The following is a 17,995-nucleotide window of genomic DNA, read 5'->3' as shown; positions in this document are numbered from 1 at the left end:
CCTCCCCCCGTTTCCTCGACTCGCTGCAGTCCGTTACCGCCACCGACTGGGACGCGCTGCATGATGGCCGCAATCCCTTCGTCAGCTACGCCTTCCTGGCCGGACTCGAAGCCCACGGTTGCCTGCGCGGGGATTGGGGCTGGCAGGCATGGCATTTCACCCTGTGGGAGGGCGACGTCCTGGTCGCGGCGATTCCCGGCTACCTGAAGACCAACTCCCACGGCGAGTTCGTGTTCGACCACGCCTGGGCCAATGCCTATGCCCGGCATGGCCGCGACTACTACCCGAAATGGCTCGGCGCCGTGCCGTACTCGCCGGTGACCGGGCCGCGGCTGCTGGCCCGGGACGATCCAGCCCGCGCGCGCGTGCTGTCGGCCCTGCGCGGGGCGCTGCCCACGCTGGGCGTGTCCTCGGCGCATATCAACTTCCACACCGCAGCGGATGAAGCGCTGTTCGGCGATGACTGGCTGTTGCGCGAGGACATCCAGTTCCAGTGGCAGAACCCGGGCGACTGGACGACGTTCGATCAGTTCCTTGGCGCCATGGACCACAAGCACCGCAAGAACATCCGCCAGGAGCGCGCCAGGGTCACCCGCCAGGGCATCGGCTTCCGCGTCGTGCACGGCGATGAGGCCAGCCGTGCCGACCTGCAGGCGATGTACCGTTTCTACCTGCAGACCTTCGTCGAGTACGGCAATGCACCGGCGCTCACCGAGCCCTTCCTGCGCCACCTGGCCAGCAGCCTCGGGCGCGGCCTGGTGATGTTCCTGGCCGAACAGGACGGCGAACCGATTGCCGGCGCCCTGTGCCTGCGTGGGGGCGACACGCTGTATGGCCGCTACTGGGGTGGCGCTACCCTGCCTGGCCTGCACTTCGAGGCCTGCTACTACCAGGGCATCGAGTACTGCCTGCGCGAAGGCCTGACCCGCTTCGAGCCCGGCGCACAGGGCGAACACAAGCTGGCGCGCGGCTTCCTGCCGACGCGGGTGCGCAGCCGGCACTGGGTGGCCGATGCGGATTTCGCAGAAGCTCTGCAGGACTGGTGCCGGCAGGAGCGCAGGGACGTGCGGCGCTATGAGCAGACGTTGCAGCAACACAGCCCGTTCCGCACGCAGGACTAGCGCCGCCGCAGAATGGATGCGCCGGCATCGCTACACTCCCGGCATGACCCGTCAATTGCCCTGGCGCCTGGACGATGCGCCGGACGCCCCCTTCCCGCCCGCTGAAACCGCGCTGCGCAGTCCCGACGGCCTGCTGGCCGTAGGCGGCGACCTGCATCCTGCACGCCTGTTGAATGCCTATGCCGGCGGCATCTTCCCGTGGTTCAGCGACGGCGAGCCGATCCTGTGGTGGTCACCGGACCCACGCATGGTGTTCCGCACCTCCGGCGTACACCTGTCCAGCCGCTTCCGCCGCCAGCTGCGCGGCAGCCACTGGGAGGTGACTGCCGACACCGCCTTCAGCCAGGTGATGCGCGCCTGTGCTGCCGCGCCGCGCCCCGGACAGGACGGCACCTGGATCAGCCCGGCAATGGTCGAGGCCTACAGCCGGCTGCACGACCTCGGGTTCGCCCATTCCGTCGAGGTCTGGGACCGGCAGACCCTGGTCGGTGGCATCTATGGCGTGGCCATCGGTACGGTGTTCTTCGGCGAAAGCATGTTCAGCGGCGCCAGCGGCGGCTCCAAGATCGCGCTGGCCGCGCTGGCGGCCACCCTGCATGGCTGGGGCTGGGAACTGATCGATGCACAGGTGGAGAATCCACATCTGCTGCGGATGGGTGCGGTGCACCTGCCACGCGCCGCGTTTCTGGACCACGTGCGGCAGGCCGTGCGCTGCCCGGGGCGTGAAGGCCCGTGGACACGGCACATGGGCCGCTTGCCGGCCCGCGTCCTGGCCGGGGGTTAACATAAACTTTGCAAGCCGGCCGCGTCCCGCGTAAAATACTGCGCCTTAGGCCCAGCGTGGCCGTTTTCTGAACCGCACAGGACTACATGTCGAAAGACGATTCCATCGAGTTCGAGGGCACCGTCAGCGAGACGCTGCCGAACACCACTTTCCGCGTTCGTCTGGAAAATGGGCACGAGATCATCGCCCACATCTCCGGCCGCATGCGCAAGAACTACATCCGCATCCTCACCGGTGACCGGGTCAAGGTTGAAATGACCCCGTACGACCTGACCAAGGGTCGCATCACCTACCGCATGAAGTAAGCGGTCGGCGCGTCGCGCCACTTCGACAAGGCCAGCCTGGGTTGCTGGCCTTTTGTCATGCGCGCTCTCCGGCCCTGCCGGAGGTCATCGTGACCGATCTCACCATGGCGTCAGTCAGCCCTGCTTGCGGCAGATTCGCAGTTGCGACAGCGGCAGCATTCTGGGATCCGATCCACTCCGGATCGCCACCCCTGCCCCGCCATGAACCTCACTTCCCTGCTCGCCCCCTTGGCCTTGTCCGCCATCGCCCTGCTGGCCCCGTCCGCCCATGCGGCCGACACCCCGGCGGCGCAGTGCGTGCCGCTGTCCGGCGAACAGCAGATCGTTCGCGCCGGCGCCGACAGGAACATCCTGCTCCGCTCCGGCGAAGCGCACTATGTCGTGCACTTCCGCAACAGCTGCCCTTCCGCCGTGCGGGCCACCCGCCTCGGCTTCACGACCGACGGCAAGGAGGCTGACACGCTGTGCAGCGAGGGCCGAAGCAAGCTGGACACCGGTCGCGGCTCCTGCGAGGTGGCGCGCATCGAGCCGATCGATGCCGAGCGGTTCACGCGTGAAGCGCGCCGTCGCAGCCGCTGACACCTGACAGCACAAGGGCGGCCGAAGCCGCCCTTGCCGTTTCCAGTCCTTCACGCCACAGCCCGTGGCGTCAGCTCACTCCACCGTGGCCGGCAGCAGCCGCTCCGGCTCGGCCTGGGTCTCGACCACCAGTTCGTCGTCGCGGACATCGATGCTGACCTTGCCGCCGTTGACCAGCTTGCCGAACAACAGCTCGTCGGCCAGCGGACGCTTGATCTTGTCCTGGATCACGCGCGCCATCGGACGGGCACCCATCAGCGGGTCGAAGCCATGGTGGGCCAGCCAGTCGCGCGCGGTCGGCGTGGCCGACAGGCTGACGTGCTTCTCCTGCAGCAGCATCTCCAGCTCGATCAGGAACTTGTCCACCACACGCAGGATGTGCTCGAAGCCCAGCGCCTGGAACTGCACCACCGCATCGAGGCGGTTGCGGAATTCCGGGGTGAAGCTGCGGCGGATGGTCTCCATCGCGTCGGTGGCGTGGTCCTGCTTGGTGAAGCCGATCGAACGCCGCGAGGCCTGGGCCGCGCCGGCATTGGTGGTCATCACCAGCACCACGTTCTTGAAGTTCGCTTCACGTCCGTTGGTGTCGGTCAGCACGCCCCGGTCCATGACCTGCAGCAGGATGTTGAAGATGTCCGGGTGCGCCTTCTCGATTTCGTCCAGCAGCAGCACGCAATGCGGCGTCTTGACGATCTTCTCGGTCAGCAGGCCGCCCTGGTCGAAGCCGACGTATCCCGGGGGCGCACCGATCAGGCGGCTGATCGAATGCGGCTCCATGTACTCGGACATATCGAAGCGGACCAGCTCGATGCCCAGCTGCAGGGCCAGCTGCTTGGTCACCTCGGTCTTGCCGACACCGGTCGGGCCGGCAAACAGGAAGTTGCCGATCGGCTTCTCCGGATTGCCCAGGCCCGAGCGCGCCAGCTTGATCGCCGACGACAGGGTCTCGATGGCCGGGTCCTGGCCGAAGATCACCATCTTCAGGTTGCGCTCCAGGTGCTGCAGCACATCCTTGTCGGTGGCGCTGACCTGCTTGGTCGGGATGCGCGCCATCTTGGCAATGATGGCCTCCACTTCCTCCACGTCGATCAGTTCCTTGCGCTGGTCCTCCGGCAACAGCCGCTGGCGCGCACCTGCCTCGTCGATCACGTCGATGGCCTTGTCCGGCAGCAGGCGGTCACCGATATGCTTGACCGACAGGTCCACCGCGGCCTGCAGCGCCTCGTCGGAGTACGTCACGCCGTGGTGGGCTTCGTACTTGCCCTTCAGGCCCTGCAGGATCTCGTAGGTCTCACCCACGGTCGGCTCGACGATGTCGATCTTCTGGAAGCGGCGCGCCAGGGCGCGATCCTTCTCGAAGATGCCGCGGTACTCCTGGAACGTGGTCGAGCCGATGCAGCGCAGCTCGCCCGACGCCAGCGCCGGCTTGATCAGGTTGGACGCATCCATGGTGCCGCCCGACGCCGAACCGGCACCGATGATGGTGTGGATCTCGTCGATGAACAGCACGGCGTTGGGCACCTTCTTCAGGGCCGTCAGCACGCTCTTCAGGCGCTTCTCGAAGTCGCCACGGTACTTGGTGCCAGCCACCAGTGCGCCCAGGTCGAGCGAATAGATGACGGCATCGGCCAGCACCTCCGGCACCGAGCCCTCGACGATACGCCGGGCCAGGCCTTCGGCGATCGCGGTCTTGCCGACGCCGGCCTCGCCCACGTAGAGCGGGTTGTTCTTGCGACGACGGCACAGGACCTGGATGGTCCGCTCTATCTCGTCGGCACGCCCGACCAGCGGGTCGATGCGTCCGGCCCGGGCCTGCTCGTTGAGGTTGCTGGCGAACTCGGTCAGGGCATCCCCCTTCGGCTCGCCCTCCCCGCCCTCGGCCCGGCTCTCGCCTTCGGAAGAGGGCTGTTCGCCCTCCTCGCCCAGCTTGGCGATGCCATGGGACAGGTAATTGACCACGTCCAGGCGGGTCACGTCCTGCTGGTTGAGGTAGTAGACGGCATGGGAGTCCTTCTCGCCGAAGATGGCGACCAGCACATTGGCGCCGGTGACCTCCTTCTTGCCCGAGGACTGCACGTGGTACACGGCCCGCTGCAGCACGCGCTGGAAGCCCAGCGTCGGCTGGGTGTCGCGGCCATCGTCTTCCGCCAGGCGGGACACGGAGGCCTCGATGGCCTGCTCCAGCTCCTGGCGCAGGCGGTCGGCATCGGCACCGCAGGCCTTCAGTACGGCCTGGGCGGACGGGTTGTCGAGCAGTGCCAGCAGCAGGTGTTCGACCGTCATGAACTCATGCCGGGCCTCACGGGCGCGCTTGTAGCACTGGCCGATGGTGTGTTCGAGGTCTTTGCTGAACATGGATTACTCCGGCGGCAGATGGGGACAATATGCGGCCTGACTACGCGATTTCCATCACCCTAGCGGATTGCTGCGTTCAGATGGCGTTAGCAGTGCGGATTGCTTGATCTTCATTCACTCCCGGACAGCCCACCCATGAGCGAACCCTACCTGAGCCGCTGGCGATTGCGACGTGATGGTCCCGCCATCCGTACCCCGCACGCCCGGCTCTGGCCGGTACTGACCGCCGACGACCTGCCGGCAATGCTGAAGATCAGCAGTGAAACCGAAGAACAGAACAGCCATCGCCTGCTGCGCTGGTGGGACGGCGACGGTGCCGCGCGCCTGCTGGCGCACGAGGGGCCGGCCATCCTGATCGAGCGCGCCGGCGGCCAATCGCTGCGGGAGCGCTCGATCGGCGGCGATGACAGCACCTGTACCACGATCCTGTGCCAGGTCCTGCAGCGGCTGCACCGGCCACGGAGCGCACCGCCAGCGGAGCTGGTCTGCCTGCCTACATGGTTCGCCGACCTGCTGCAGCCAAGGGGCTCGCTGCCGCCACTGCTGGAACAGTGCAGATCGCTGGCGGTCGCGCTGCTGGAGGACGAACAGGAGGTCCGGCCGCTGCACGGTGACCTGCACCACGACAACGTGCTCGACTTCGGCACGCGCGGCTGGCTGGCGATCGACCCGAAACGGCTGATCGGTGATCGCGCGTTCGACTACACCACGCTGTTCAGCAATCCCGACCTGTGCGGTCCCGGCATCCACGTCGCGACCCGGCCGGAGCGCTTTGCGGCCCGGGTGACCGAGGTCAGCGCCCTGGCGGAGCTGGATCGCACGCGCCTGCTGCGCTGGATCGCTGCCAGCGCCGGGCTGTCGGCCGTATGGTTCCGCAATGATGGCGACCCGGCCGATATCGACGAGACAGTCGCGGCGATGGCACTGGAGGCGCTGGCGGAGGGGTGATCCCGCTGTAGCCGAGCATGGGCTCGGCTCTACAAGAGGCCGGTCAGGCCTTTTCCATCGTGCACAGCAGCGGATGCTGGTTCATCCGTGAATACTCGTTGACCTGGCCGACCTTGGTCTCGGCCACTTCGCGGGTGAACACGCCGCAGACGCCGCGACCGCGGGTATGGACATGCAGCATCACCTGCGTCGCCTTGTCCAGGTCCATGTTGAAGAACTGCTGCAGCACGTCCACCACGAAATCCATCGGGGTGTAGTCGTCGTTGAGCAGCATGACCTGGTAGAGCGGCGGCGGCGCCACTTCCGGGCGCGCGGGCTCCACGGCGATGCCGTGCTCGTGGTGGGAATCGGGGGAAGACTCGCGGGGCATCCGGTCATTATAGAGGTTGCCGCGCGCCCGCGTCGGCCCTCCCGGAATGGACGGCACGGACGGCCGCCGTCACAATTGTCCTTCCCACCCCGGTTTCACAGGATTTTCATGAAAAGGACCCTTCTGCCTGCCCTGTTGATCGCCCTGGCCTGTGCCGGTCCGGCGAGCGCAGCCGATGCCGACGCTGCCGTCGGTCGCCAGCTGGACAAGCTGGGCTACAACTACGAGGTCGACGAGGATGGCGACTACCGCCTGGTGTTCGACGTCGAGGGCGACCGCACCCAGATGGTGTACGTGCGCTCGGCGGTGGAAGACTTCGGCAGCCACAACATCCGTGAGATCTGGTCGCCAGGGTACACGTCCAAGACCAAGCAGTTCCCGGTCGCGGTCGCCAACCGCCTGCTGGAGGACTCGCAGGACGCCAAGATGGGCGGCTGGGTGAAACAGGAGGCGACCGCGATGTTCGTGGTGAAGATCGACGCCGATGCAACCGCCGACCAGCTCAGCGACGCCATCGATGCCGCGATCCGCACCGCCGACGCGATGGAACTGGAACTGACCAAGAAGGACGATCTCTGAGGTGAACGCCACGCCGGACCCGCGCTGGGCACCGCACGCCACCGTCGCCACCATCGTGGTCGACGGCGGCCGCGTGCTGCTGGTCGAGGAGACCATCGATGGCCGCGCCGTGCTCAACCAGCCTGCCGGGCACCTCGAGCCCGGCGAGAGCCTGGCCGAGGCGGCGCTGCGCGAGACCCGCGAGGAGACCGGCTGGACGGTTCAGCTGACCGACTTCATCGGCTGTTACCAATGGACGGCGGGCGACGGTACGACGTTCCTTCGCTTCTGCTACGCGGCGCGCCCGGTCTCGCATGATCCGGCGCAGCCGCTCGACACCGGCATCGACCGCGCGCTGTGGATGACCCCGGCCGAGCTGCAGGCCGCCGGGCAGCGCCAGCGCAGCCCGCTGGTATGGCAGGTCGTGGCGGACTATCTGGGTGGCCAGCGCCACCCGCTTTCGCTGGTCCGGGAGGTCGCATGAGCACCCCGCGCGTGATGGTGGGCGTTTCCGGTGGCGTCGATTCGTCGGTCGCCGCCTGGCGGCTGGTGCAGCAGGGCGAGGCCGTGGCCGGCCTGTTCATGCAGAACTGGGCCGACGACGGCAGCGGCGACTGCCGCGCCGAGGATGATCGCCGCGATGCGGTGGCGGTCTGCGGCCTGCTGGGCATTCCCTTCCATTTCCGCGACTTCTCCAGCGAGTACTGGCAAGGCGTGTTCGAGCATTTCCTGGCCGAGTACGCCGCCGGCCGCACCCCCAATCCGGACGTGCTGTGCAACCGCGAGGTGAAGTTCAAGCACTTCCTGGACGCGGCGCGTGAACTGGGCGCCGAGCGCATCGCCACCGGCCATTACGCGCGGGTGACCCAGCGCGGCCACCAGTGGCTGCTGCTGCGCGGCGCCGACCGCTCCAAGGACCAGAGCTATTTCCTGCACCAGCTGGGGCAGGCGCAGCTGGCCGCCACCCTGTTCCCGATCGGCGACCTGGAAAAGAGCGACCTGCGCCGGATCGCCCGTGACGTCAGCCTGCCGACCCATGCCAAGAAGGACTCCACCGGCATCTGCTTCATCGGCGAGCGCGACTTCCGCGAGTTCCTGGGCCGCTATCTGCCGGCCCGGCCGGGACAGATCCTCGACCCGGCCGACGGCAGCGTGATTGCCGAGCATCCGGGCGTGTTCTATTTCACGCTCGGCCAGCGCGAGGGCCTGAACATCGGCGGCGTGCGTGGCCGCCCGGCCGCGCCGTGGTACGTGGTCGGCAAGGACGTGGCCAGCAACGTGCTGTATGTCGATCAGGACCGCGACAGCCCGTGGATGCTCTCCGAACGCCTGCGTTCGGAAACCGCGCACTGGATCGCCGGCGCACCACCGGCCCGGCGTTTCGAATGCACTGCCCAGACCCGCTACCGCCAGCCCGACGAGCCGTGTACGGTCGATGTGCTGGACGATGGCAGCGTGCTGGTCACCTTTGCCCGCCCGCAGCGGGCCGTCACGCCCGGCCAGTCGCTGGTGCTGTATGACGGCGAGATCTGCCTGGGCGGTGCGGTGATCGCCGCCACCGATGCGCCGCTGGAACAGCGCCTGCGCACCACCCCTTCTCCTTTTGAGGTAATCGCTGCATGAGTTTCACTGTCGACGACCGCGTCCTGGCCCTGGCCGGCATTGCCCAGGCCCTGCAGCAGGTGCGCCGCATCGCCGATACCGGCCATTCCGACGCCGCCGCTGTACGTACCGCGGTGGACAGCGTGTTCCGCGTCGACGCGTCATCTCCGCAGGAGGTGTTCGGCGACCGCCACGCGCTGAAGTCGGGCCTGCGCCTGCTGCACAACTACTTCCGCAACCAGGGCCAGGATCCGATCCTGCCCAAGCTGGCATTGTCGGTGCTGCAGCTGGAGCGCCGCTTCGTGCAGGACGGCGCAACCGTCAACAAGGTTGCCGCGGGCATCGAGCAGGCGCAGCGCAAGGCCGCCGAACTGGGCGACAGCGGTCACCCGGATGTGCTGGCCAGCCTCGGCAGCGTCTATGCGGACACCATCAGCCATCTCAAGCCGCGGGTGATGGTGCAGGGCAACCCGCATTACCTGGGCCAGGCCGGTGTGGTCTCCGAGATCCGTGCCCTGCTGCTGGCCGCCGTCCGCGCCGCGGTGCTGTGGCGGCAGGTGGGCGGCAGCTACTGGGACTTCCTGTTTGGTCGCAAGGCGATGGTCGAGGCCGTGGACCGCCTGCTGGCCTGACCGTTGCATCCGCCGGGCATGGCCCGGCGCTACCGCATGGCCTGACCGTCGCGCAGCGCTGCAGGGGTACCGCCGGGCCATGCCCGGCGAGCGTCCGGCGCCGGAAATCCGGCGCATTCAGAAAGCGCATCGACGTTAAAGAGAAGGGGCACACGGCCGATACATCCTCCGTGCACCTCCCGAGAACGTCCATGTACTCACGCATTTTCATCCGTCTGGCCGCCCCGCTGGCCCTGACCCTGCTGCTCCCCTTCGCCATCGGCTTCGAATGGCCGGCCGCCCTGCGCTGGGCGATCCTGACCACGATGACGCTGAGCTGGCTGGGCTTTGCGTGGTGGACCGCCCGCGCCCAGGCGCACCGCTCACCGGAACAGGCCCGCGTCCTGCGTGAGCAGGACCAGCTGCTGACCGAACTGCGCAGCTTCGTCGGCAACGAAATCGACGGTTCGCGCGGCGAAGTGGAACGCGCCCGCGACCTGATCCGCCAGGCGGTATCGAGCCTGGGCGGCAGCTTCGATGCAATGAACCGCAAGTCGCGCCAGCAGAGCCAGGCGCTGTCGCGCATCGTCGACCGTGCCGGCGATGAAGGCAGTGCGGGCCTCGACGTTGCGCGGTTCGCCCAGCATGCCAGCCATCGCATGGAACAGCTGGTGGAAGCGCTGGAACAGGTCAGCGGCCAGAGCTCTACCACCGTGCAGCACATCGACCAGATGGCGCAGCACCTGGACGGCATCTTCGCGCTGCTGGAAGACGTCAAGTCGATTGCCGACCAGACCAACCTGCTGGCACTGAATGCCGCCATCGAAGCGGCCCGTGCCGGCGAGGCCGGCCGCGGCTTCGCGGTGGTCGCCGACGAAGTGCGCAACCTGTCCGAGCGCTCGACCACCTTCAACGAACAGATCCGAAAGCTGGCCCACAGCTCCAAGGACGCCATCGCCAAGGTCCGCGAGACGGTCTCGCACATGGCTTCGCGCGACATGGACCGCTCCCGCGAAGCACGCCAGGAAGCAGCAGCCATGCTGGACAACGTGGCACAGATCAATGCTTCTCTGGGCGAAGGCATGCGCGAGGTGTCCGAGTGTGCGCGTGCCATCGACGGCAGCGTCGCCGAGGCCGTGCGCGCGCTGCAGTTCGAAGATATCGCCACGCAGGCGCTGGGTGGCGTGCATACCCACCTCGACCGCCTGACCGCGATCAACCGCGAAGCGGTGGCCCTGCAGGAACTCCTGCACCGCAATGGCGGCGTCTTCGACGAAGAGATCGCCAGCGCGCTGCAGCGCACCGGCAACCGTCTGCGCGAACTGCGCAACGAATGGGAGCGCCCGCCGCACAAGCCGGTCGCCCAGCAGAACATGGGCGCCGGTACCGTCGAACTGTTCTGAGACGCGTGTCCGCTGCCCTCTCCGGCAGTCTGCAAGGCCCCGGCTCGACCGGGGCCTTTGCCTGTGATCCACCGCCGAATGCATCCTGTACGCGCCCCATGGCCCTGATCAGCGCCCCGCCCTCCTCCCTCACCGACATCGAACGCCCACGCAACGCCAGCGTGCGAGAACAGCTGCAGCAGCTGGAAAAGGTCGCGCATGAGGAGATCCGCGAGCTGCAGCAGCTCGCCGATGCGCGCCCGCCCTCGCCCGGTACCGCCGGCGAACTGCTGGGCATGGCCTGGGACCTGGGGTTGGATGGAGATGCCCTGAAGTAGCGCCGGGGCGTCTGCCGGGTCTATCGCGGCCCGAACATGAAAGAGCCGAGCGTCCGCTCGGCTCTACGGTGAAACAGGCCCATGCTCGGCTGAGGCGCAGGGATGTCCATCGCTCCGACCAGAAAGCGCCGCCGAGCCCATGCTCGGCTCATATGCGCCGCAGGTTCATCGCAACCGGACAGGCCTGGAGACCGCGGGTACGCGGTCACAAATCGTCAACGCACCAGCAGCGCTTCGTTGCCGGCGTCCGTGCGCGACGGTGACTGATGCTGCTGGCGCAGCCACTGCGCCAGGTCGCGCGGGCTCAGCGGCCGCGAGTACAGGTAGCCCTGGATCTCGTCGCAGCCCTGGCGGCGCAGCATGTCTTCTTCCTGGTGCGTTTCCACACCTTCGGCCACGACCTTCATGCCCAGCGCGTGGCCCAGGTGCACGATGGCCTGGGTCACCTCGGCCGTACCCGAGTCGTGCAGCATGCCCTGCACGAAGCTGCGGTCGATCTTCAGACGGCCCACCGGGAACCGGTTGAGGTAGTTGAGGTTGGAGAATCCCGTTCCGAAATCGTCCACCGCCAGCGGCACACCGTGCCGTTCCAGCACGTCGAAGCAATGACGCAGGATGTCGGTGTCACGGATCAGCGCCGACTCGGTCAGCTCCAGTTCCAGGCGCTGTGGCGGCCAGCCATGGGCATGGCAGATCTCGATCACCCGCTCGGCGAAGCCGCGATCACGCAGCTGCACGGCCGAGACGTTCACCGCGATGCGGTCGAAGTGCAGACCGGCTCTGTCCCAGGCAGTGGCCTGGCGGCAGGCTTCGTTCAGTACCCAGTCGCCGATGCGCACGATTTCACCGCACTTCTCTGCGATGGGAATGAACTCGGCCGGACTGCAGTAGCCGATGCCGGGTCGATGCCAGCGCAGCAGTGCTTCGATGGCCGGCGGCTCGCCAAGGTGGGCGTGCAGCAGCGGCTGATAGGCCAGGCTGAACTCCTCGCGCTCGATCGCGCCATGCAGTGCATGCTCCAGCTCAAGCCGGCGCTGGATGCGGGCCAGTGCGTCCTGGCTGTAGTACTGGTAGGTGTTGCGACCGGCTTCCTTGGCCGCATACATCGCGGCATCGGCGGCGCGCAGCAGTGAATCGAAATCGGTCTGGGTATCGCCCAGCATGGCGATGCCCACGCTGGCCCCCACCTTCAGCGTGGTATCGCCTCGGCGCAGCGGCTCGGCCAGCGAGCCGATCAGCTTGCGCGCCACGTGGCCAGCGTCTTCCGGTTCGGCCAGGTCGCGCAGCACCACGATGAATTCGTCACCGCTGAAGCGGCCGAACAGATCATTGTTGCGCAGGTTCTGGTGCAGCCGGGTGGCCGCCGCCTTCAGCAGCGCATCACCGGTGGCATGGCCGAAGCTGTCGTTGATGGTCTTGAAGCCATCCAGGTCGATGAACAGCATCGCCAGCGAGGTGCCGCGATCACGCGCTTCCTCGATTGCTTCAGCCGTCTGCTCGCCCAGCAGCACCCGGTTCGGCAGGCCGGTCAGCAGGTCGTAATGGGCCAGCAGCTCGATGCGCTCGTTGGCCTCGCGCTCACGCGTGATGTCACGGAACAGCACCACGAAACGTGGCGGCAGGCCATCGCGCCGATCCAGCTCGATCAGCACCTGCACCCATACGCGCAGGCCGGATTGACGATAGAAGCAGAGATCCAGCTGCTCGGGCAGGCCGCCACCGGCAATCCGGCCCAGCGCCGCCTCGAACGCGCTGCGCGAGTCCTCGGTGTACAGCGCCAACGCCTGGTCCAGAGTGATCGGCTCCTTGCGCAGTCCGTGGATGCGATAGCACTCTTCGGTCCATTGCATGTGCCGGGTCTGCACCTCGATCTCGCACCCTCCGATGCGGCCCAGGGCCGAAACGCGGTTGAGCAGCTCGGTACGCCAGCGGATCAGCGCATCGGTCTGGTGCTGTTCGGTGATGTTCTGCACCTGGCCCAGCAGCCGCTTGGGCTGGCCCTCGCCGTCCAGCAGCGGCTGCATCCACAGCCGCAGATGCAGCGATGGTTCGCCGCTGCCGCGGGCCAGCTCCAGTTCGAGGCTGGCGGAGCGGCCATCGCGCCACAAGCGGCGCCAGGCTGCCCGCAGCGCTCCACGTGAACGCGGATGCAGCTGCTTGAGCCAGCGTCGCTGGCCGGGCACGTTGCCGGGCTCAAGTGCCAGCAGCGAACGCAGTTCGGGCGACCACCAGAAGGAGCCCGTGCCAGGATCGAACGACCAGCTGCCCATGCTGGCGATGCGCTGCGCCTCGCTCAGGTGCACCTGCTGTTCGTGCAGCAACGCCTCCAGCTGCTTCTGCTGTTCGATGTCGGTGTGGGTGCCAACCATCCGCAGCGGCTGGCCGTCGGCAGTGCGCGCGACCACGCGGCCACGATCAAGCACCCAGCGCCACTGCCCGTCGGGCTGGCGGAAGCGGAACTGCGCGCTGTACTGGTCGCTGGTTCCACGCAGGTGCTGATCCAGCGCGGCGCGCACGTGGCCGATGTCCTCGCCGTGCACGCGCGCCAGCATTCCGCTGGCAGTCTCTTCGCCCAGGCCAGGGGTGCGGGTGACGCGATCGCTGGGAATATCCCAGTCCCACAGGCTGTGGCCAGCGCTGTCCAGCGCTAGTTCCCAGCGTCCGCCACCCGCCAGCGGCACCGGTTCCGGCACGCTCAGGGTGAAGGCCAGCAGATTGCCGGCGCCGTCATGCACAGCGCGCAGGTGGCCGTCGTAATGCCCGCGCGGCCCTCCCGGCAGGCTGCACGCAACAATGCCACCGTCGGCGGCCAGCAGACGCAGGTCCTCCAGCATCGGCGCGTAGGCCGCGACCGTCGCCGGCAGGCCATGCTCGCGCGCGGCCGGATTGGCTGCCAGCGGACGGCCAGTGCGGTCGACGATGACCAGCGCCGACGCGAGCGGATGCTGCAGCAGGCTGGCGATGATCCCTTGGTCCACGCGATCTTGCTCCGGATGAAACGCCCGACAGCGGGGCACGCAGTGGTTAACGGCGCCTGCGGCGGATAATTGAGTGGCTACGGGGCACCTGCGCGGTAAGATGGCCGGCGCCCCTACCTGCTGCCCTGTCCATGCCCGCAGAACCGACCGGCACCGCCCCTGTTCCCGACCCGCGGATGGCCCAATCGCTGGGCCGCGATCGTCGGCGGATCGTGCTGAGTTACCTGGCGATGGCCCTGGCCTGGATGATCGCCACCGACAGCGCCGTGCAGCTGCTGGTACCCGATCCGTACCAGGCATCACTGTGGCAGAGCCTGAAAGGGTCGTTCTTCGCCCTGGCCAGCGCCGGGCTGCTGTACCTGCTGCTGCGGCCGCTGGCCGAGCACGTGCTGCTCACCCATGCCCGCCTGCAGGCCTCCGAGCTGCGCCTGCGGCAGATGTTCGAGGGCAATCCCGGGCCGATCCTGGTCTACGATCTGGACAGCCTGGCCATTCTCGATGCCAATCCTGCGGCCTGCAGCGCCTTCGGCTGGGAGCGCGAGGAACTGCTTGAGCGCACCATCGACGTGCTCTGGCCGCCCGGCCAGGACCAGGCGCTGCAGACCAAGCTCGAAGCCATCCGGGAGGCGCCCGAGCAGCTGTGCATCCTGCGGGCGCAGCTGCAGCTGCGCGATGGCAGCCTGCGGCAGATGGAGCTGCGCTCGAACGCAATCGGTTACGACGGCCACAACGCACGCCTGCTGATTGCCATCGATCGCACCGCCGAGGACCTTGCACAGCTGCGCCGGGACCAGGCACTGGCACGGGTGGAGGAAGCGCATGAGCTGGCGAAGATCGGCGCCTGGGAACTGGACCCCTCCAGCGGGCTGGGCCGGTACTCCAGCCAGGTCTATCGCCTGCTCGGCCGGCGCCCGCCGGAAGCGCGCCGCTGGCATCGCTTCGACGAACTGCTGGTGGCGGCCGATCCGGCCACTGCCGCGCAGGCGGACCAGCTGCTGGCCGAACTGTGTTCCGGCGAACCGGTGCAGGTGGACGTGCTGCTGCCGCTGCTGTCGATGGATGGCCGCGCGTTGATGGTGCACCTGCGCGCGGCCAGCGGCGTTGACGAGGCCGGCCGCGACCGCGTGCTCGGCACGCTGCAGGACGTGACCGAGCGCGAGCAGTCGCGGCGGCTGCTGCGCGAACGTGAGGAACAGTTCCGCGAACTGGTGCGTGTACTGCCGGACGGCGTGGTGATCCTCTTCGAGGAGCACGTGCTGTACGCCAACGCCTGGGCCGCGAGTCTGTTCGGCTATGGCGGCCATGCCCTGCTCGGCGAGCCGCTGGCGGCTCTGGTCGCCGACAGCGATCTGGCGCGGGTACGCGTGCAGCTCCGGGCCGGCCAGCCCCAGCACGGCCCCGGCCACAGCAGCGTGGTGGCGATGCAGCGTGCCGATGGCCGCAGCTTCCACGCCGGCCTGGCCGTGGGCGAAGTCCGCTACGGCGGTCGCGACTGCAAGCTGCTGATCGTGCGTGACCTGAGCGATTCCGAGCGCACCCGCAGTGCGCTGGAGACCAGCAACCGCGAACTACAGGCGATGGCCGGTCGGTTGTTCTCGCTGCAGGAGGACGAGCGCCGCGCGATCTCGCGCGACCTGCACGATGACATCGGGCAGGCCATCACCGCCATCAAGCTCTCCGCCTATGCCGCGCAGGACGAAGACGATCCGAAGCGCCGCAGCGAGGATCTGGCACAGATCGTCAGCCTGGCCGACACCACGGTGGCCAAGCTGCGTGACATCTCCACCCTGCTGCGGCCTCCACAGCTGGATGCGCTGGGCCTGGAGGCGGCACTGAGCTGGCAGGCACGGGTACTGTTCCGCTCCTCACCGGTGGAACTGCTGGCCGAAATCGAGCCCCTGCCGCATCGGCCCGACAACAGCATCGAGCAGGCCTGCTTCCGCATCGCCCAGGAAAGCCTGACCAACGTACTGCGCCACGCCCGCGCCAGCCAGGTGCAGCTGCAGCTGCGCGATGTCGGCCAGCGCGGGCTGCACCTGCAGATCCGCGACGACGGCGAGGGTTTCGACCCTGACGGCCCGCGCGGCCTGGGCCTGATCGTCATGCGCGAACGTGCGCAGAGCGTGGGCGGCCACGTGCGGATCGAGTCGGCGCACGGCGCCGGCACCCTGGTCGATGTCCATCTTCCCTACCAGGCAGCCTGCGCGGCTGCCGTCGAAACACCGGATTACTGAGCCTATGTGGAATCCCAATCTGCCGCTGGTCAGCATCGACGATGCCCCTGACCGCCTTGGCGCCGGCAATCCCGAGCTGCAGGCGATGGTGGCCGAAGCCGCTTCGGGTGGCACGCCGTTGATGCTGATGCATGTGGACATCGACCACTTCGCGTCGGTCAACGAGAACATGAGCGCGGAAGTGGGTGACCAGGCGCTGGTACTGGTGGCGCAACGCCTGCAGTCCTACCTGCGCGGGCGCGGCAAGCTGTGGCGCCATGGCAGCGACGAGTTCCTGATCGCCGTGCCGCGCGACGCCGACCTGCCGCTGCCGGAGGACTTCGCCGAAGAAATCCGCCAGCAGATGGAACTGCCGCTGTCGGTGCTGCCCTATACCCTGTTCATGACCGGCAAGCTGGGCGTCAGCCTGTGCCCGGAGCATGCCAGCAGCACCTCGCGCCTGCTCGATCATGCTGAAGATGCGCTGTACCAGGCCGCCCGCGAGGGTGGCAACGCGGTGCGCATCCATGCCGTGGACACACCACCCAGCGCGCACAGCGAGAGCATCATCGCGCGCCAGATCGTCGATGCCATCCCCAATGCCGAGCTGAAGCTGCGCTACCAGCCCCTGGTCAGCGCACGCGATGGCCATGTGGTGGGCATGGAAGCCCTGCTGCGCTGGCAGTCGCCGACGCTGGGGATGCTGGTACCGGAGCGCTTCATGCGAACGGCCGAGCGGCTCGGCATCATCGTGCAGATCGGTACCTGGGTGCTGGAGGGCGCGCTCAAGCAGGCCCGGCTGTGGCGCGACCAGGGTTTCGACGACTTCACCATTGCGGTGAATGTCTCCACCCTGCAGCTGCTGCGACCGAATTTCTTCGCCGAAGTGATGTCGCTGCTGCAGGCAGCGGGCGTGCCGGCGCAGATGCTGACGCTGGAGATCAACGAAAGCGCGCTGACCAACAACGTCAATTTCGTCCACGAGACCCTGGCCAACCTGCGCAACGAAGGCATCAGCCTGAGCCTGGACAACTTCGGCACCGGCGACTCCAGCCTGAGCGCGCTGGTGCGCTATCCGGTGGACAAGCTGAAGATCGACCGCAGCTTCATCAAAAGCGCACCGGCCGGCAACCGCGAGGCCGCCATCGCCCGTGCGATCATCGCCATGGGCCACCAGCTGGGCATGACGGTGATCGCCAACGGTGTGGAATCGCAGGCACAGCTGGGCTTCCTGCGCCGCAACGACTGCGATGTGTTCCAGGGCTATCTGTTCGGCGAACCGATGTCGGCCGATGCCGCGGGCATGACCCTGCGCCGGCGCTACCTGCGCCCGGAAGCATTCGCCGAGACCCGCCCGGACCGCACCCTGCTGCTGCTGGACGATGAAGAGAACGTGCTGCGCTCGCTGGTGCGGCTGTTCCGTCGCGACGGCTACCGCATCCTCGCCGCCGGCAACGTGCGCGACGCCTTCGATCTGCTGGCGATCAACGATGTGCAGGTGATCCTGTCCGACCAGCGCATGAGCGACATGAGCGGCACCGAGTTCCTGGGCCGGGTGAAAATGCTGTACCCCGACACCATCCGTCTCGTGCTGTCCGGCTACACCGATCTGAACACGGTGACCGACGCGATCAACCGCGGCGCGATCTACCGCTTCCTGACCAAGCCATGGAACGACGACGAGCTGCGCAAGCACATCCACCAGGCCTTCCGTACCTACGAGGAACAGCGCCGCAGCAATGCCGGCCCGGTGGCGATGGACGCAGGTGACGGCGGCGAGGATCGCCCGCCGTTGCGATGATGGAGGCCGCCGGGCATGGCCCGGCGCTACCGTGCACCTGTGCCGTGCGG

Annotated in this window: 16 protein-coding genes; 13 read left to right on the top strand and 3 right to left on the bottom strand. The window is 67.6% G+C overall.

Annotation, left to right across the window (positions count from 1 at the left end):
- From N5J29_RS13300 to N5J29_RS13285, 4 genes are all read left to right on the top strand, one after another.
- Nucleotides 1-1,121: GNAT family N-acetyltransferase (locus N5J29_RS13300; RefSeq protein WP_279924440.1), on the top strand; the 1,121-nt coding region annotated here is incomplete at its 5' end.
- Between the two features lie 43 nt (nt 1,122-1,164).
- Nucleotides 1,165-1,905 carry a leucyl/phenylalanyl-tRNA--protein transferase gene (gene aat, locus N5J29_RS13295; protein ID WP_053517945.1) on the top strand — a complete coding sequence of 247 codons (741 nt, stop codon included), beginning with the start codon at nt 1,165-1,167 and terminating at the stop codon, nt 1,903-1,905.
- 86 nt (nt 1,906-1,991) lie between these two features.
- A complete protein-coding gene (gene infA / locus N5J29_RS13290; RefSeq protein ID WP_005409596.1) occupies nt 1,992-2,210 on the top strand; it encodes a translation initiation factor IF-1 in 219 nt (72 codons plus the stop codon).
- 201 nt (nt 2,211-2,411) lie between these two features.
- Nucleotides 2,412-2,789 carry a hypothetical protein gene (locus tag N5J29_RS13285; protein WP_164152912.1) on the top strand — a complete coding sequence of 126 codons (378 nt, stop codon included), beginning with the start codon at nt 2,412-2,414 and terminating at the stop codon, nt 2,787-2,789.
- Between the two features lie 75 nt (nt 2,790-2,864).
- Here the strand turns inward: N5J29_RS13285 and clpA are convergent, their stop codons facing one another.
- On the bottom strand, nt 2,865-5,144 hold the full coding sequence (clpA, locus tag N5J29_RS13280; protein WP_065182194.1) for an ATP-dependent Clp protease ATP-binding subunit ClpA: 2,280 nt from the start codon (nt 5,142-5,144) through the stop codon (nt 2,865-2,867).
- Nucleotides 5,145-5,279: 135 nt separating this feature from the next.
- On the opposite strand from clpA, the gene N5J29_RS13275 reads away from it, so the two are divergent.
- On the top strand, nt 5,280-6,092 hold the full coding sequence (locus tag N5J29_RS13275) for an APH(6) family putative aminoglycoside O-phosphotransferase (RefSeq protein ID WP_164152913.1): 813 nt from the start codon (nt 5,280-5,282) through the stop codon (nt 6,090-6,092).
- Between the two features lie 43 nt (nt 6,093-6,135).
- Here the strand turns inward: N5J29_RS13275 and clpS are convergent, their stop codons facing one another.
- Nucleotides 6,136-6,462, bottom strand: coding sequence for an ATP-dependent Clp protease adapter ClpS (gene clpS, locus N5J29_RS13270; protein ID WP_164152914.1), 327 nt, complete (start codon nt 6,460-6,462; stop codon nt 6,136-6,138).
- A gap of 108 nt (nt 6,463-6,570) precedes the next feature.
- Here clpS and N5J29_RS13265 point away from each other — a divergent pair, with 108 nt between their 5' ends.
- From N5J29_RS13265 to N5J29_RS13240, 6 genes are all read left to right on the top strand, one after another.
- On the top strand, nt 6,571-7,041 hold the full coding sequence (locus tag N5J29_RS13265; protein ID WP_111186999.1) for a hypothetical protein: 471 nt from the start codon (nt 6,571-6,573) through the stop codon (nt 7,039-7,041).
- A gap of 1 nt (nt 7,042) precedes the next feature.
- A complete protein-coding gene (locus tag N5J29_RS13260) occupies nt 7,043-7,504 on the top strand; it encodes an NUDIX hydrolase (RefSeq protein WP_065182192.1) in 462 nt (153 codons plus the stop codon).
- A complete protein-coding gene (mnmA, locus tag N5J29_RS13255) occupies nt 7,501-8,643 on the top strand; it encodes a tRNA 2-thiouridine(34) synthase MnmA (protein ID WP_065175703.1) in 1,143 nt (380 codons plus the stop codon). Before N5J29_RS13260 ends, mnmA begins: the two co-directional genes overlap by 4 nt.
- Nucleotides 8,640-9,254: a high frequency lysogenization protein HflD gene (gene hflD / locus N5J29_RS13250; protein WP_065175704.1), complete on the top strand. Its 615-nt coding sequence runs from the start codon at nt 8,640-8,642 to the stop codon at nt 9,252-9,254. Before mnmA ends, hflD begins: the two co-directional genes overlap by 4 nt.
- Before the next feature lie 191 nt (nt 9,255-9,445).
- Nucleotides 9,446-10,636: a methyl-accepting chemotaxis protein gene (locus N5J29_RS13245; protein WP_053517932.1), complete on the top strand. Its 1,191-nt coding sequence runs from the start codon at nt 9,446-9,448 to the stop codon at nt 10,634-10,636.
- A gap of 98 nt (nt 10,637-10,734) precedes the next feature.
- On the top strand, nt 10,735-10,953 hold the full coding sequence (locus tag N5J29_RS13240; RefSeq protein WP_111187001.1) for a hypothetical protein: 219 nt from the start codon (nt 10,735-10,737) through the stop codon (nt 10,951-10,953).
- A 215-nt stretch (nt 10,954-11,168) separates the two neighbouring features.
- Here N5J29_RS13240 and N5J29_RS13235 read toward each other — a convergent pair whose 3' ends face one another.
- Nucleotides 11,169-13,931 (bottom strand): GGDEF domain-containing phosphodiesterase, encoded by a 2,763-nt coding sequence (locus N5J29_RS13235; RefSeq protein ID WP_053517927.1) that lies wholly within the window; start codon nt 13,929-13,931, stop codon nt 11,169-11,171.
- A 131-nt stretch (nt 13,932-14,062) separates the two neighbouring features.
- On the opposite strand from N5J29_RS13235, the gene N5J29_RS13230 reads away from it, so the two are divergent.
- Entirely contained in the window at nt 14,063-16,165 is a 2,103-nt protein-coding gene (locus N5J29_RS13230; RefSeq protein ID WP_111187002.1) for a PAS domain S-box protein, read from the top strand.
- A gap of 4 nt (nt 16,166-16,169) precedes the next feature.
- Entirely contained in the window at nt 16,170-17,945 is a 1,776-nt protein-coding gene (locus tag N5J29_RS13225) for an EAL domain-containing protein (protein WP_053517925.1), read from the top strand.
- The last annotated feature ends 50 nt before the right edge of the window (nt 17,946-17,995 follow it).

The sequence above is a fragment of the Stenotrophomonas sp. GD03680 genome (genome assembly GCF_029844625.1).
Lineage (GTDB): Bacteria > Pseudomonadota > Gammaproteobacteria > Xanthomonadales > Xanthomonadaceae > Stenotrophomonas > Stenotrophomonas maltophilia_P.
This window is presented reverse-complemented; position numbering and strand designations above follow the sequence as displayed.